Below are 15582 nucleotides of genomic sequence, written 5' to 3'. Positions count from 1 at the left end.
TATGGTATTAAGTGTACAAGAAATGGGTCAACGCGCAAAAAACGTCACGAATCAAGTGGCAATGCTATCACTTGAAAAGCGTAATGCACTATTGCAAGAAATGGCACAGGCATTATTGAACCAACAAAAAGATATTATAATAGCTAATCAAAAGGATTTGTCAGAACATGAACAAACGTTGAGTGGTCCAATGCAAAAACGTTTAAAATTGAATGCAGCTGCCATTCAAGAAATTGCAAACTCCTTGCGGGCGGTAGCTGAACTGCCTGATCCACTAGCTGGACCTTATGATGAGTGGCGTACGCATGTAGATTTGAAAATTATTAAAAAAATTGTACCACTTGGTGTTGTAGCAATGGTATTTGAAGCGCGTCCAAATGTGACAGTTGATGCGGCAGCACTGACATTAAAATCAGGTAATGCGGTTATTTTACGTGGTGGCAAAGAAGCAAGTCATAGTAATGCCATTTTGGCAAAAATTTTACGACAAGTTTTAACTAATAATCAGCTCAATCCTGATATTATTCAACTGATAACGGATACTTCCCATGAATCAGTTAATACGTTGTTGCACATGAGAGCGTTTATTGATGTTTTGATTCCACGTGGTTCAGCTAAATTTATTGATTTTGTTGTGGCTAACGCGACAGTACCAGTGATTGAAACTGGTGCAGGAAATACACATATTTTTGTTGATGCATCTGCTGATCAAGAGGAAGCTATCCGTATTATTCATAATGCGAAGACGCAAAAACCTTCAGTATGTAACTCAGCTGAAAAACTACTGATCCATGAAAGTATTGCTGTAGAATTTTTACCCAAAATTGGAGCAAAATTAATGGCTTCTCATGTTGAACTGCGTGGTGATGAGGCCAGTCGTCAAATTGAATCACGTATTTTACCAGCTGAAGATCTGGATTGGGATACAGAATATAATGATCTCATCATGAGTATCAAAATAGTTGCAGATACTGACGCGGCAATTGATTGGATTAATACGCATACCACACATCATTCTGAGACAATTATTAGTGAGACAACTGAAAATGTTGTTAAATTTATGAATGACGTTGATGCGGCGGTTGTATATCAAAATGCATCTAGTCGTTTTACAGATGGTTTTGAATTTGGATTTGGGGCTGAAATTGGTATTTCAACACAAAAATTACATGCACGTGGACCAATGGGATTACCAGCGTTGACTACCATTAAGTATGAAGTTTTTGGTGACGGTCAAATCAGATCATGATAATCTTGACAGGTACATTAAAACACAGATATCAGGGTGCCAGTTTTTAATATAAAATTGGGAGATGAGATATGACGACTATTAGAGAAATTGCCCAAAAAGCTGGTGTTTCAGCGGGCACAGTTTCCCGCATATTGAATGAGGATAATACACTATCTGTAGCAGTTACCACTCGACAACGTGTTGTGCAAATTGCTGATGAATTAGCATATAACGCCGAAAAATTGCAAACCAATCGCAAGTGGACAAAGTCAATTGCAGTAGTAACCACGTTATCGGCAGAACAAGAGCAAGTAGACGAGTATTATCGTAAAATTTGGCGTGGTATTTATGAAGCATCTGAAAAAAAGGGTGTCAAAGTAAGTCACATTTTTCGATTACAAAATTTGTCTGAACCGTTGGATGTCTCTAAATTTGCGGCTGTTATTTTTGTTGGTGCAATCGAAAAATATGCTATCCATGAACTCTACTTAAAAAATCCAAACTTAGTTTTAATTGATGATCGACTTGTTCATGTTGACGGTGTGGATGCCGTAACCACTGATTTAAAAGAAAAAGTGTTTGAATTATTAAATGCTTTTTGGACATCGGGCTATCGGGACATCGCATTTGTCGGTGGCAAACGTGAATCGATGGATTTGAGTGGTCATTATGTATCAGTTGATGACGACACACGTTATGCGGCTTATAAGAGTTGGATGCAATCTAAGCATTTAGTGCCACGTGCTGTTTTGGCAGGGTGGCAGACAGCAGATGCGGTTACTGCAACTAATGAATTGTTAAACTCAAAAGAAAAGATAGATTCTATTTTGGTTGCCAGTGATCCTTTAGCTGTTGGTGTATTGAAAGTATTGTCAGAAAATGAGCATCACATTGCGGTTGCTAGTTTTAATGATGTTGAAATTGGGAAATACTTGACACCATCTCTGACAACCGTTCACATTCCAGCAGAAGAAATCGGACAAACAGCGTTAGTACAAGCTGTAGAACGTTCAACAAATACACGAAATTGGCCAACATGGTTAGTTATCCCTAGCTATATTGTTTACAGAGAGACGTTTGTTAAGTAAGGCAAAATTTGATTGAGTGAGTTGTAAATTTAAATAACAGGAACCAAAAATAGTCAATTATCGGTAGGTTATGCCGGGATTGACTTTTTATGTCAGTATCACGACATATGACACATAACAACGATGTCGTCTATTAATGAAAGCGCTTGCAATTTTTAAAATAAAAAAGTAAACTTAATTTATAGTTTACTTATATTATTTTACTAGAGGAGAAATCATGGCAGAGAAGCTCATTACATTTGATGAAACCACACAGTCATTTCATCTGAAAAACAAGGACATATCATATGTTTTGGCAATTGAAGAGGGTAAAATCTTAAGTCATGTGTATTTTGGTAAGCGAGTAAAAAATTATACTGGTTATTTTAAATATCCTCGTTTAGATCGTGGTTTTTCAGGTAATTTACCTGGGTCGTTGGATCGTGAGTACTCTAAAGATACGCTGCCACAAGAATTTTCTGGGAATAACACAGGTGATTACCGTGTGCCAGCAGTTATCCTGAAATCTGAAAATGGTGCACGCACAACAGATTTTCGATATGTGGATTATAAAATTGTTGCGGGCAAACCCGCAGATGACAATTTTCCACATGCGTATGTATTAGATGATGATGAATCACAAACATTAATTATTACGTTGGCTGATGAAACACTCAATGCTGAAATTGAATTATCATATACAATTTATAGAGACCGTTCGGTTATTGCTCGTCATTCACGTATTGTGAATCGCTCAGAAACCATTTTTAATATCGAAAAGTTAGCCTCTATGCAAATGGATCTACCGAAACAAGATCTTGAAGTGATTAGTTTACCAGGAGCTCATGTTCGTGAACGTCAAATTGAGCGTCAAAACGTCGCACATGGTGTAACACAATTTGAAAGTCGCCGTGGTTCAAGTTCACATTTTATGAATCCGTTTATTGCTTTAGTTAATAAGCACACGACAGAGTTTCAGGGTAATGCAATTGGCTTACAATTGGTTTATTCTGGTAATCACCAATTTACACTGGAACGTGATTATCAAGATCAAACACGTGTGGTTATCGGCATTAATGAGTATAATTTCGATTGGCAGTTACAGCCACAAAAAGCTTTTGAAACACCAGAAGTTTTGATGGTTTATTCAAGTAATGGTTTGAACGGTATGTCTGAAACATTTGCGAAATTATTACGCGAACGTGTTGCGCGTGGTCAACATCAATATTCACAACGGCCAATTGTGATTAACAATTGGGAGGCAACATATTTCGAATTTGATGAAAATAAAATTCAAACAATTATTGATAGTGCAGCACCACTTGGCGTAGAAATGTTTGTTCTTGATGATGGTTGGTTTGGTCATCGAGACGATGATAATTCAAGTCTAGGTGATTGGTTTGAATATGCTAATAAGCTAAAAGGCGGGCTACATGATTTGGCTAATCGTGTGCATAATAATAAGATGCAATTTGGTTTGTGGTTTGAACCGGAAATGATCTCAGAAGATTCAGATTTGTATCGTCAACATCCTGATTATGCGTTGCAAGTACCAAACCGTGGCAAGACACCATCACGAAATCAATTTGTACTCGACTTTAGTCGTGAAGAAATAGTCGATAATGTTTACGATCAAATGGTGAGGATTTTAGATAAAGTTGATGTGGACTATATCAAATGGGACATGAATCGTAATATGACCGAAATTTATTCAGCTGCTTATCCAGCTGCCCAGCAAGGTGAAATTTCGCATCGTTATATTTTGGGATTATATAATTTAATGAATCGTTTGACAATGCGCTATCCAGAAATTTTATTTGAAGGTTGTTCAGGTGGTGGTGGTCGATTTGATGCTGGTATTTTGTACTATATGCCACAATCATGGACCTCTGATAACACAGATGCTTATGCACGATTGAAGATTCAATATGGCACAAGTTTGGCATTTCCAATTTCAAGTATGACAGCGCATGTTTCTGCAGCACCTAATCATCAAACTGGTCGTTCAACGAGCTTGAAAATGCGTGGCGATGTTGCCATGGCTGGTGTGTTCGGTTATGAGTTGAACTTAACTGAAATGACCGATAACGAAAAAGCAATCGTGTCTGATCAAATTAAATTTTATAAAGCACATCGTCAATTGCTACAATATGGTGATTTCACACGGTTGAAGAGCCCGTATGAAGGTAACTTAACAGCGTGGCAGTTTACCTCAGCAGATAAAAATGATGTCATGTTATTTCGGTATGCCGGCCTAGCAGAAGCACAACCTGAATTTACGACGACACAGTTGGCTAATTTAGATCCAGAAAAAAAATATGAGGATGTCGCAACTGGTGATGTCTTTTATGGTGATGAACTCATGAACATTGGACTATATGACACATTGCAAAAAGGTGATTTTACGAGTGAAGTCACTGTATTGAAAGCAATCGCATCATGCACTAGGTAGTTAGTCGAAGTTTTGCAAGTTTAAAAAATTATGATCAGATTGTGTTACAATTGTTTAAAATATGGGAGAAGAAGCCATGAAAATTTATGCAGTTCGTCACGGACAAACAATTTTTAATATGCTTGATAAGGTTCAAGGTTGGGCAGATACCCCGTTAACTAAAAAAGGGGAACAAGACGGTGTGGCAGCTGGGAAACGTTTAAAAAATATTCCTTTTGATGTCGCGCTATCATCAGACACATCACGGGCAATCCATACTGCGGAGTTTATTTTGGCTGAAAACAATCACAAAAGACCACAGTTGACTTATACTCCGGATTGGCGTGAATTCTTTTTTGGTAGTTTTGAAGGTGGAGAAAATACAGTCATGTGGGGCGCAGCGTCTAATGCGTTGGGTATTGACTCACAAACACCAGATGACCTGGCACGTCAGGCTGATATGACTAAAATTATGGATACAATTTATGCTGTTGATCCGGATCATCTTGGCGAAAATGCAACTGATTTTTGGCAGAGAATGCGACAATCCTTGGCAAATTTACAACAAAATTATGATGAGAATGCGACTGTTCTATTAGTCACACATGGACAATTAATTTGGAATTTGGCACAACAATATGGCCATTTAAAAACAGCTAATCGACCAAAAAATGGTGCAGTAGCAGTATTTAACCTTGATAAAGATGGTAGTTTTAGTGTTGATAATTTTAATGACGTGACAACAATTTTTTGAAGAACAATCATAAAATGCAGCCAAACGTATTGAAATACTACGTTTGGCTGCATTTTTGCTGGTACTTATTAATCAATTATTCAAAACAGAGAGCATCATTGTTTGAAAATCAGAGACAAAACGGTCGGTATCCACTAAGACGGCTACTTGTGTTGTCGTTGGTACAAGTAGCTTGTCTTTGTCACCGATTGTGCGACCATAATCACCGCTTTTTTGGTCATATGTGACATGCATCGCTAGAGGTAAAGTGGTAACGTAACTGGCGTCGATACCCACAGCAACGGCTAGAGGATCGTGTAATGCAGCGCCTTTTTTATCAATACCAAGATTGGCATAAGCATCAATGTAGAAATCCATTAATTCAGCAAATTTAGTAGCAGCTGTTGTATTTAAGGCACGCCAAGCTGCTGTTTCTTTTTTAGTTAAAAGTGTGCGCAATGTGACATCTAAACCAACCATCGTTAAGTTTTTTTGACGTGTAAAGGCGTAGTCAGCGTCTTCTGGGTCTTGGTGAATATTAGCTTCGGTGAATGGTGTCACGTTGCCAGGAACTGTCAGTGCACCGCCCATCAAGGTTGTGTTGCCAATTAGTGTTGCGACTGCAGGATCTTTTTTGATGGCAGTTGCCAAATTAGTGAGTGGGCCGGTAGGAATAAAGATTAAATCATCTGCGTATTGATGAGCAGCGGCAATCAGAAAATCAACACCAGATTGTGTTTCAACATGACGTGGTGCAGTTTCTAATACGACTTCACCAATACCATTTTTGCCATGAATGAGTTGTGAAATAGGCATGACATCAAAATGATCGGTGGTTGATGAATGACTTTCACCAATAAAAACTGGCACGTTGTTAGCACCAAGCAAGTGCAACAAATTCAATGAGTTTTGAGCTGCTGTTTCAATCAATGTGTTGCCATAACTTGATATAATTCCAATGAGGTCAACATTTGGATCCCCGACAGCATAGGCAAGTGCAAGTGCATCATCAATACCGGTGTCTAGGTCAAGAATCATTTTTTTCTGAGCCATATTATTCAAATCAGTGTGTAGCGCGCTATCACTTTGTAAACTTTAGCGCTGAACAACACGTTTCCTCCATTAAGTATGATAATTCTATTATACCGATTAGCAACATACTTAGGGTTAAAAAGGTATAATAATTAAAGTAAAAAAATTATGACTGAAAGGAAACGTATAGGTGCCCATCTGATGAGGACTGGACATTGATACAACAACATTATGGAATTATATGATATAGCCATTATTGGTGGCGGACCGGTAGGCATGTTTGCTGCCTTTTATGCTGGTCTACGTGATACAAAAGCTGTGTTAGTGGAAAGTTTGCCCACATTAGGTGGTCAAGTGACTGCCTTGTATCCTGAAAAGGTAATCCTAGATGTTGCAGGATTTGTGGGTATTAAGGGTTCAGAATTAATTGATTCATTATATCAACAATTGCAGTTATTTCCAGTCGAGATTAAAACGAATACAACTGTGACTAACGTGCAAAAACAAAATGAGTTATTCACAATTACGACGGACAATGGTACGTCTTTTCAAGCTAAAACGGTGATTTTTACAACTGGGAAAGGATCTTTTGAACCACGCAAAATACAAGTAGATGGTGCTGATTCACTTGTCGGTCAGGGGGTTCATTATTTTGTGACCAACAAGCAAGACTTTATGCATCATGATGTTGCTATAGCTGGTGGTGGTGATTCGGCTGTTGATATGGCCACGATGTTGAACGACGTGACAGCATCAACTCGAATTATTCATCGACGGGACACGTTTAGAGCGATGGAGCAAAGCGTTAACGCATTAAATAGCAGTACAGTTATTAAGGAAACACCAAAAAAAATTGTGGCAATTAATAAACAAAAGAATGGTAAATTGGCTGTTACTTTGGCGCCGGTTAAGGATCCGTATGATGAAACTGTCATTTCTGTTGATGATTTAATTATTAATTATGGTTTCATATCAAAGAACCAAACCGTTGCGTCTTGGGACATTAAACCAGTACAAGATAATCAGGTTTTTGCAGTCAATCAGCAACTGCAAACGAGTATTGATGGTGTATTTGCAATTGGGGATGCGAGTCACTACATTGGGAAAGCAGATTTAATAGCAGTTGGCTTAGGAGAAGCACCAACTGCTATTAATGCCGCAGTTAATTTATTTGATTCTAAACGTGGTGGCCCAGGTCATTCTAGTTCTATGATTATAAAAAATGGTCATCTAAGCTAATTAAAAACTAAAATTAATTTTCAAGCTTATCAACATACTGTTGATAAGCTTTTTTCATTTCGGTAGAAACGGTCGTTTCAAAAATATTATTTTTCAATAGATCATAATTTACACTCTCCAAGTCGGCATGTGTTTTGCTAGGATAAAGTGTTATGAGCGCTTGCCGAAAAGCATTAATTTCAGATGAATAGGTTGGTTTATCAAGTAGATAGAGTTCACTAATCGCAAGGAGTTTTTTCGAAGCAAAATTATATAGAGACCATGATGGATATTCTACTTGATCATTGAGTTGAATCACTTGAAATAATAGAGGTGCATATTGTGATGCTTTATGTTCTGAAGTAATACTGGTCAAGGCGCTAAAAGCAAAACGTAAGCCAAGTGATTGGTTAAAGAAAATGACATTTTGTTGCGCGGCAGATAAATCACCAATTGATGTTGTGATATCAATACTGCGCTTGATTGTAGCGATGGGATTGTGCAAAATATTAATGAATTCATATTCGTGAAATAGGACATTATTAAATTCTAACTTTAATAGTACTAGTAAATTAATTTCTTCTAAGCCATACTCACCCTCAAGTAGCACACTTTTGAGGGCTTTTTTTAAATCCAATGGTAAATCGTTATTAAATGATGAAGACGATGTTAGGCGATAGAGTTTGACAGCCATTTTTAGGCGTTCAATATTATACGTTATATAGAACTCGCGCAGAGGTATTTGATAATTAATTTTGGCAGGCAAATATGATGGGGTATCGTAAAGCTTTAGATGATCATCCGCCATACTTTTCATGTGAGAAACTTCAGAAAATGTTGTACGTAAGTAACGCACTGTATGAAGAAACTGCAACGTTGTAATGTCCGTTTCTCCCTTAACATATCGATACCAAGATGAATTAGAAGTATTTATGTAATCTAAAAGTAATGATAATTTAATCCCCTTGTTCTTGCGTATTTCATTTAAATGGTATCCAATTGGCTTGGCTTGGCTTGGCTTGGCTTGGCTTGGCTTGGCTTGGCTTGGCTTGGCTTGGCTTGGCTTGGCTTGGCTTGGCTTGGCTTGGCTTGGCTTGGCTTGGCTTGATTTGATTTGGTCATTTACTAATCCCTAGTTTTTAATGATATATTTAATATTCATTTTAGTATATTGTGTTAGAAAAAAAGCCCCGAATTTGGGACTTTTGTGAATGAACGCGATTTAAATAATATAATGACAAAGGTATCTTATTCTACTTGATTATTTTTAGAGTAAGAGAATTTGACTAGCAAAACTATAATAATGGAGAAATATCCTATGGAATATTCAGAACTTTCTAAAACTGATTTGATGGGCTTACTAGCACAAGCTTATCAAGTGTTGTCGGATAAAAAAGAACGAGAAGATCAAATAGCAACAATTAATCGTCGTGTGCATCAAACGCTAAATAAGCCGGTTGGATTTCAAGGTGTTTTGAAATGGGGAATACCTGCTGCTGCCTTTTTGATAGTTCATGTCATAGTATATTCTGTTTTAGGTATTGGCGTGGGTATTATCAGTGGTGGGTTTGCGGCGTATTATGCCTACAATTATAGTTCAGGTAAAAAAGATAAAGCATTGGCTAAAGAGAAGGTAGCACAGTATCGTCAATTGGCATCTAAAGCGAAAAATGAATTAGAAATTTATCAATCAAGTGATGCATTTATAGACAGTCTTGATTTTTTATTACCTGAAATGAAAGATATATATGCTGTAGCAGCTTTATATAACATTCTAAATAGTGGCCGAGCTGATAATTGGAAAGAAGCTATTAACAAATATGATACGGAAATACATAGATTCCGCCAAGAACAGAATCAACAAGAAATCATTAATAATCAAAAGCAACAAATGATGAATGCTGAGCAAAATAATATTTTACTTAATAGAGTAACTACCTCTATTGGAGCGCAAAATGCGATGATTGCTACGCAAATTGCACAAATTGACAATATTAATAAAACTACTACATCCATTGGCAGTGATATTAATGCAATTAAAAATCGATAAAAGGTCGTATATCAATGGGAATATTTAAGTTTTTTGGTAATTATGTTAAGCATCAAACAATTCAAAATTTAGCTGATTCTAGCGGTTTTGCTCGTGATTTAATTAGAATTAATCAGATTAAAAAGCGTGAGAATGCACAGAATATATTTGGTGTCAAATTGGAATATGTACCAGAAACATCTGAAGAAGAATTAGTCAGTGTCTCTAGTGAATTATTTAATATGACGAAGGATCAAACATTAAAGTATGTGACAGCTACACCTGTTGTGTATATTAAAGAATTGGATAATGACACAGCAAGAGAAGTTGTTAAATATTTAAAGAGTATTGGTGTTCAGTCAAGTATTACTAAAGCAAGGTAGCACATTTAGAGATTTAAGAATGGTTATATCTAAAAGTAACATACTACAGGGAGAGTATTTAAATGAGTCAATATAATAATGGTGCAACAACGCGTAGTGAGCGATATGCTGTTAAATCACATAAGCAGATAGTTGCTTTAACAACAGCAACAATAGTTACGGCAACAATTTCATCAGTTACTATCAATGCTAGTGCCGATGAAATTAAGGACAATCAGCAACCGGACGTTGTATCTCAATCTGGTGTTACAGCGCCAAAATCAGATTTTGACAAGGCCAAGGATTCTGAAACTCAAAAATTAGCTGATTTACAAGCACAACAAAAAGCTGATGAACAAGCCAAGGCTCAAGCTAATGCGGATGCACAGGCTGCTACTGAACAAGCAAATGCCAAGGCTTTAGCTGACGCTCAAGCTGCTCAAGTTGCAAAAGACCAAGCTGATGCGCAAGCTGCAGCTCAAAAGTTAGCTGACCAACAAGCTGCTGATGAATCAGCCAAGGCACAACAAGCACAAGCGACTCAAGTCGCTCACGATGCTGAAGTTGCCAAGCAACAGCAAGCAGCAACTGATTTCGCCAATCAACAAGCTCAAGAATCTGGTTCTGCCCAAGCACAACGTGATACTGCGACAAATCAATATAATTCTGATACCAAAGCAACACAAGATGATGCGGCCACAGCAGACAAAGCCATTGATTCGGATGCTCAAAAAGCAACGGATAAGGCTACGACTGACCAAACAACAGCCAATCAAACTGTCGATGCTATTCAGGCTCAAAGCACAACTGATGCTAAGACACAACAAACTTCAGCTTCTACCAAACAAACAGCTGACAATACAAAGACTGAATCAGCTCAAAAACAAGCTAATGCTTCAACAGAAGCTTCTGCTCAAAAGAATGTTGATACAGCACAAGCTAATGTTAATAAATCATCAGCCAAGGCTGCAACTCCGGCCAATCCATATGATACTAACTATGACCGAGACAATTCTCAAGCACCATCTAGTATTAATAGTGTCGGCAATTTACCAACCTCAATTTCTGACCCAAAGATTCCAGCCAGTCATGTTAACGATGCTGGATACTATGATTACTATAATTATTTTGGTGAAAATGACAACACTGCTCAAATCAAGGGAGCACCAACAGATGCCCAACAAACTGAATTAGCTGATTATGCAGTCACTCTTGTTAATTCATATCGTACTACTCATGGTATGCCTCCTGTTCGTTGGACCGAACAAAACCAAAAAGCCGTTATTGCTTCAGCCAAGGCTCGTGAAGAAGCCAATGCTGGCTTCAAGCATACTGCCTATTTAGGTAGTGACGTTACAACAAAAACAGATAATGCCTATGCTGCTCAAGGATTATGGTTTGCCGGAGAAAATATTGGCGTATCTGCATTCTCAGACTTAACAATGTTATCAGCCAAAGTTAATATCTTGAATGTCATTACAGCTATGATTTATCAAGATGGCGCTCACGGCAACGGTCATTTACAGAACTTCATGATGGATGACCAAATCATGGGCTTTGCTATGCAAAAAGATAATACTGGTGATTGGCCATATGTCGTTATTTTCCAAAATGCATCCATGACAGGCAATGCCGGTCCATTAACAGATATGGCAACGACTTCAACACAAACAATTGAAGCTGCTCGTGGCGGTAATACACAGGCTAACAAACAAGCCCTAGCCGACGCTCAAGCTAACTTGAGCCAAGTTAAGTTTGACAATGCAACCCAATTATCAAACTTACAATCAAAGAATCAAAAAGCGATTGACAGCATTAATCAAGCTTTTGCTGATGCTATTGTTCAAATCAAATCAACTCATGATAAAACTATTTCTCAAAATGCAACCATTTATGGGAATACCATTGCTCAAATCAAGGCTGACGCCACAGCAAAGCATGATACCAACGCAACAAAATTAGCTGAAACCTTAGCTAATTTGAAAGACAACTACGATGCCAAGATTTCAAGCATCAAGGATATGTCACCTGAAGAATTAGCGAATAAGAAAGCTACTGAAAAGGCAGCCTTTGACAAAGTTCAAGCAACTGAATTAGCTACTTTTGAGGCACAACAGGCACAAGATGCAAAAACTTTTGCAACAAACTTGGATACAGCTTTAGCAAACTTAAAGGCGCAATTAGATGCTGATTTAGCAACAAAGACTGCCCAAGGTGCCAAGAATCTCAAGCAACTAGAGATTCAAAATACTGACGCTTACAACCAATTAGTTTCAGCCAATGCCAAAGCTTTAGCCAATTTGAAGACGTCAAACGTTAAAAGCTATGCCAAGGCTCAAGCTGACAGTCAAGCTTACTTAAATGCCATTAACCCAGCCAACGCTAAGCCATCAACACCAGACCATTCAAAGCCTAATTCTGGCAATACAGGTAAGCCTTCAGCCCCAAGTCATCAAACTGGTCATAACACACCAACAGGGACGGACTCATCTCAAACAGCTAAAAACAGCTCTCACGTTACTAATTCTAATAGTAATGCAACATCTCAAAAGACTAACGTCTCATCTCACGATGATAACTTCATTTATGATGCGAATACACAGGCATTGAATCGTGTGTCATTTGAAAATCAATATACGAATGTTACATTTCATCCCAAGATTAATACACTTGTACCAGTAAAACAAGTTAACCCAGTCATTACTACACAGGCTAGTTTACTGCCACAAACTGCAAAGAATCAGCAACATAACAATCAAGCACTATTAATCAGTTTATTTAGTTTACTAGGTATGTCGCTGTATGTACCAAAACATTTGAGAAATAAACGGTTTAATGCATAATATAAAAAAATTAACAAAGGACTTCAAAATATGCATTTTTGAAGTCCTTTTTAATTATTAATCAAAAGTACCCCGACATAGGGACATTTAAGTAAAAAGACTGTTTTTATATTATAATTTTTAAATTAGTGGATTTTTACTGAAAAAATATAATAGGGAGAGTATGCATGGCTACAAAGAAAGAGTGGCAAGAATATTTTGCACTAATCAATGATCGTCAACCAACAGCAGATGAGGTATTGGCAGCAATTGAAAATGGAGAAGTGACATTAGAGAAACAAGAACATAACACATCTAAGGTAGCTATTACCGAAGATGCTAATCGTGTCTACACAAATGCCAAGCAACACGCTGGAAATTATTGGACTTGGGTTAAGCCAATTATTGCACAGCCAAGTCGGTTAAATGATGTATCTGGTAATATATTTCTGTGGGTATCGTTTGCTATCGCATCATTAACTGGAGCATTTTCATTTTCAAACGTTATTCGTCGTGGTATGAATGCTGCACTAAATAGTTATTCGTCGTATGGCACAGATTTGACCAAGATTCGTAGTCAGTTAAGTGTTTTAAATTGGCAACTATTTTTCTACGTTGCTATCATTTTTGCCGTATTTTATCTAGCAGCATTACCTGGTTTGCTGTTGCTTAACCGTCGCTACTTTACTATGAATCAAATGGTATGTAAGTATTTAAAGTGGTTTGCACCATTATCTTTGATTAATATTATTGGTGCTATATTATCATTTGTTGTGCCAATTCCTTCTATATCAGCTTCATCGTTGGAAAACGTATCCGCGATTTTTAATACTTTTTTTACTTCTTTTACTGTCATTGGCTTTATTTTGATTTTTGGGGCGGCCTTACTAGTTGCAGCGCAACAGTTTTTAATCTCAGAAGTGCATTTGAATCAAGGAAAGTTTGATGCCGCATGGGTACTTTTGCTCCAGTGGTTTATAAGTGTCGTTATGATTTTCATTGAATTACGTGTTGTTGTCGTGCCACTACTTCAAAATCTAACGCAATCCTTAGGAAATTGGTGAGGCGTATATTATGGATCAGAAAAAAGAATGGTTAGCTGATTTCAAAGCAAAAAATCACCGTAACCCGACAATAGAAGAAGTTACTGAAGCTAGTAAGAATGGATTCGTCTTGGTAGGCAGTTCAGTATTTAACCAGAGTGAAGAAGAACGAGTAACAGCAAAACCTGTAATCACGTTGGCGGAAAAATGGCGTGATAAGTTTGAATTAGTTAATGGTCGCTTACCTAACCTCGAAGAGGTTCGTCAAGCTAAAAGTGCTGGCTTTAACAGTGTCACACCATTAGCAATAAAGCAGACCGAAAATGAACCAAATCCTGTTCCTAGAGTCCCAAGACAAAAAATGTCTCAAGGTAAAAAAATAGCAATAACAACTGGTGTAGTGGTTATTGCTATTGGAATTGCCTTGGTGACTTGGGGAACTAAGTATTATGCTAAAGCAGCAACGGCGCAACGTACTTTGAAAGTGCTAAAGTCTGAAAGTGCAGCACAATACGCAAAGAATTTTGTCTGGTCAGATACAAAGAAGAAAATCGATCAAGACGCCTTATCTCCTTTTGTTAACAATATAGCCAGTGCTAAATGGTCCAATCAACGAGAAAAAGACATTTATAACCTCATGTTATCAGGACAAAATGATGATGGTTTTATTTTCAAACGTACGGGGAATGCTTTCCTAGTCTTCCCTAAATATCAATTAACTGTCAAGCCAGTTGATTTTAATGTGTCAACGAATAATAAAGGCATGACGCTCAAAATGAATGGCACAACGATTGGAAAATCAAATTCTAATCGTTATTCTAAGGCATTTAAGCACCAAGTTAGCGGATTATATCAATTTAATGCGACTGGTAAAATCAGTGGTCAAGATGTCGCAACCAGTGACGAAAGGAAAATTGATAGTTCAACAGATGTTAACTTGGCAATTGAAATGATTAGTTTTGATGTCAATTCAAATTTAAGTTCAGGTGATTTGTACATTGGCGAGACAAAGGTTGGCACACTAAAAGATGGCTTGTTGTCAGTGAAAAATATGCCAGTTAGTAAAGGTGCCAAAGCCTATGTACAAGCTAATTTTGGAGACCAAACCATTAGAACAAGTAAAACAAGTTTGAAGGATTTATATGATGGCGAAAGTATCAATTTAAATGCAGATGATTTATTGACAGAAGATGATGCCAACAGTACAATTTCTTCAATGTATGATGCTTTGGGGTCATATGCTTCACAAGAACAGGATCCAGATAACTTGGCTATGTTTAAAAATGGTGCTAATAACAATGCTTACCAAGACTATAAAAAAATGATACGTCACAATCTTCATGATGCCAAACGTAATGCAGAGTCTGTTTCGTTTAAATCACCAAATGTTAAGTCAGTTAAACAAACAAGTTTGACAACAGCAGATGCTGTTTATCAAGTAAAAACTGATTTTCGCTATACGACTGATGAGGATAACGACTCATATGGTGATTTAACGCAAACGTTTGAACTAACTGCACATATGGTTTATGACAAACGCAATAAAGCATGGCAGGTTGAGTCAATTGATTCCGATCAAAAGAAAATATCAGAAGATAATAATGTTAAGTAATA

The 15582-nt window shown here is 37.3% G+C and carries 13 protein-coding genes; 11 read left to right on the top strand and 2 right to left on the bottom strand.

Features of this window, described 5'->3' with window-relative positions; genetic code table 11:
- The first annotated feature begins 1 nt into the window (after position 1).
- From LEGAS_RS07630 to LEGAS_RS07615, 4 genes are all read left to right on the top strand, one after another.
- On the top strand, positions 2–1249 hold the full coding sequence (locus LEGAS_RS07630) for a glutamate-5-semialdehyde dehydrogenase (RefSeq protein ID WP_013231873.1): 1248 nt from the start codon (positions 2–4) through the stop codon (positions 1247–1249).
- Between the two features lie 71 nt (positions 1250–1320).
- Complete coding sequence (locus LEGAS_RS07625; RefSeq protein ID WP_010386871.1) at positions 1321–2319, top strand: LacI family DNA-binding transcriptional regulator; 999 nt, start codon at positions 1321–1323, stop codon at positions 2317–2319.
- A 217-nt stretch (positions 2320–2536) separates the two neighbouring features.
- Entirely contained in the window at positions 2537–4750 is a 2214-nt protein-coding gene (locus LEGAS_RS07620) for an alpha-galactosidase (RefSeq protein WP_013231872.1), read from the top strand.
- A gap of 76 nt (positions 4751–4826) precedes the next feature.
- Complete coding sequence (locus tag LEGAS_RS07615) at positions 4827–5483, top strand: histidine phosphatase family protein (protein WP_013231871.1); 657 nt, start codon at positions 4827–4829, stop codon at positions 5481–5483.
- 72 nt (positions 5484–5555) lie between these two features.
- Here the strand turns inward: LEGAS_RS07615 and LEGAS_RS07610 are convergent, their stop codons facing one another.
- Complete coding sequence (locus LEGAS_RS07610; protein ID WP_010017258.1) at positions 5556–6515, bottom strand: nucleoside hydrolase; 960 nt, start codon at positions 6513–6515, stop codon at positions 5556–5558.
- Between the two features lie 207 nt (positions 6516–6722).
- Here LEGAS_RS07610 and LEGAS_RS07605 point away from each other — a divergent pair, with 207 nt between their 5' ends.
- Positions 6723–7733: an NAD(P)/FAD-dependent oxidoreductase gene (locus tag LEGAS_RS07605; protein ID WP_180384635.1), complete on the top strand. Its 1011-nt coding sequence runs from the start codon at positions 6723–6725 to the stop codon at positions 7731–7733.
- A 13-nt stretch (positions 7734–7746) separates the two neighbouring features.
- Here LEGAS_RS07605 and LEGAS_RS07600 read toward each other — a convergent pair whose 3' ends face one another.
- Positions 7747–8529: a hypothetical protein gene (locus LEGAS_RS07600; RefSeq protein ID WP_041771849.1), complete on the bottom strand. Its 783-nt coding sequence runs from the start codon at positions 8527–8529 to the stop codon at positions 7747–7749.
- Positions 8530–8677: 148 nt separating this feature from the next.
- On the opposite strand from LEGAS_RS07600, the gene LEGAS_RS10135 reads away from it, so the two are divergent.
- The 6 genes from LEGAS_RS10135 (at position 8678) to LEGAS_RS07575 (ending at position 15580) form a co-directional block, all read left to right on the top strand.
- Positions 8678–8848: a hypothetical protein gene (locus tag LEGAS_RS10135; RefSeq protein ID WP_207635563.1), complete on the top strand. Its 171-nt coding sequence runs from the start codon at positions 8678–8680 to the stop codon at positions 8846–8848.
- Positions 8849–9030: 182 nt separating this feature from the next.
- The gene (locus LEGAS_RS07595; RefSeq protein WP_010386863.1) at positions 9031–9762 is read left to right on the top strand and encodes a hypothetical protein; all 732 of its coding nucleotides are present in this window, start codon (positions 9031–9033) and stop codon (positions 9760–9762) included.
- A 14-nt stretch (positions 9763–9776) separates the two neighbouring features.
- A complete protein-coding gene (locus LEGAS_RS07590) occupies positions 9777–10124 on the top strand; it encodes a hypothetical protein (protein ID WP_010386860.1) in 348 nt (115 codons plus the stop codon).
- A 62-nt stretch (positions 10125–10186) separates the two neighbouring features.
- Complete coding sequence (locus LEGAS_RS07585; protein ID WP_010386857.1) at positions 10187–12946, top strand: SEC10/PgrA surface exclusion domain-containing protein; 2760 nt, start codon at positions 10187–10189, stop codon at positions 12944–12946.
- Between the two features lie 167 nt (positions 12947–13113).
- Positions 13114–13989: a hypothetical protein gene (locus LEGAS_RS07580; RefSeq protein WP_013231867.1), complete on the top strand. Its 876-nt coding sequence runs from the start codon at positions 13114–13116 to the stop codon at positions 13987–13989.
- A 10-nt stretch (positions 13990–13999) separates the two neighbouring features.
- Entirely contained in the window at positions 14000–15580 is a 1581-nt protein-coding gene (locus LEGAS_RS07575; RefSeq protein WP_010386852.1) for a zinc ribbon domain-containing protein, read from the top strand.
- The last annotated feature ends 2 nt before the right edge of the window (positions 15581–15582 follow it).

The organism is Leuconostoc gasicomitatum LMG 18811, from assembly GCF_000196855.1.
Taxonomy (GTDB): domain Bacteria; phylum Bacillota; class Bacilli; order Lactobacillales; family Lactobacillaceae; genus Leuconostoc; species Leuconostoc gasicomitatum.
The sequence above is the reverse complement of the archived record's forward strand: the minus strand, read 5'-3'. Positions and strand labels throughout refer to the sequence as shown.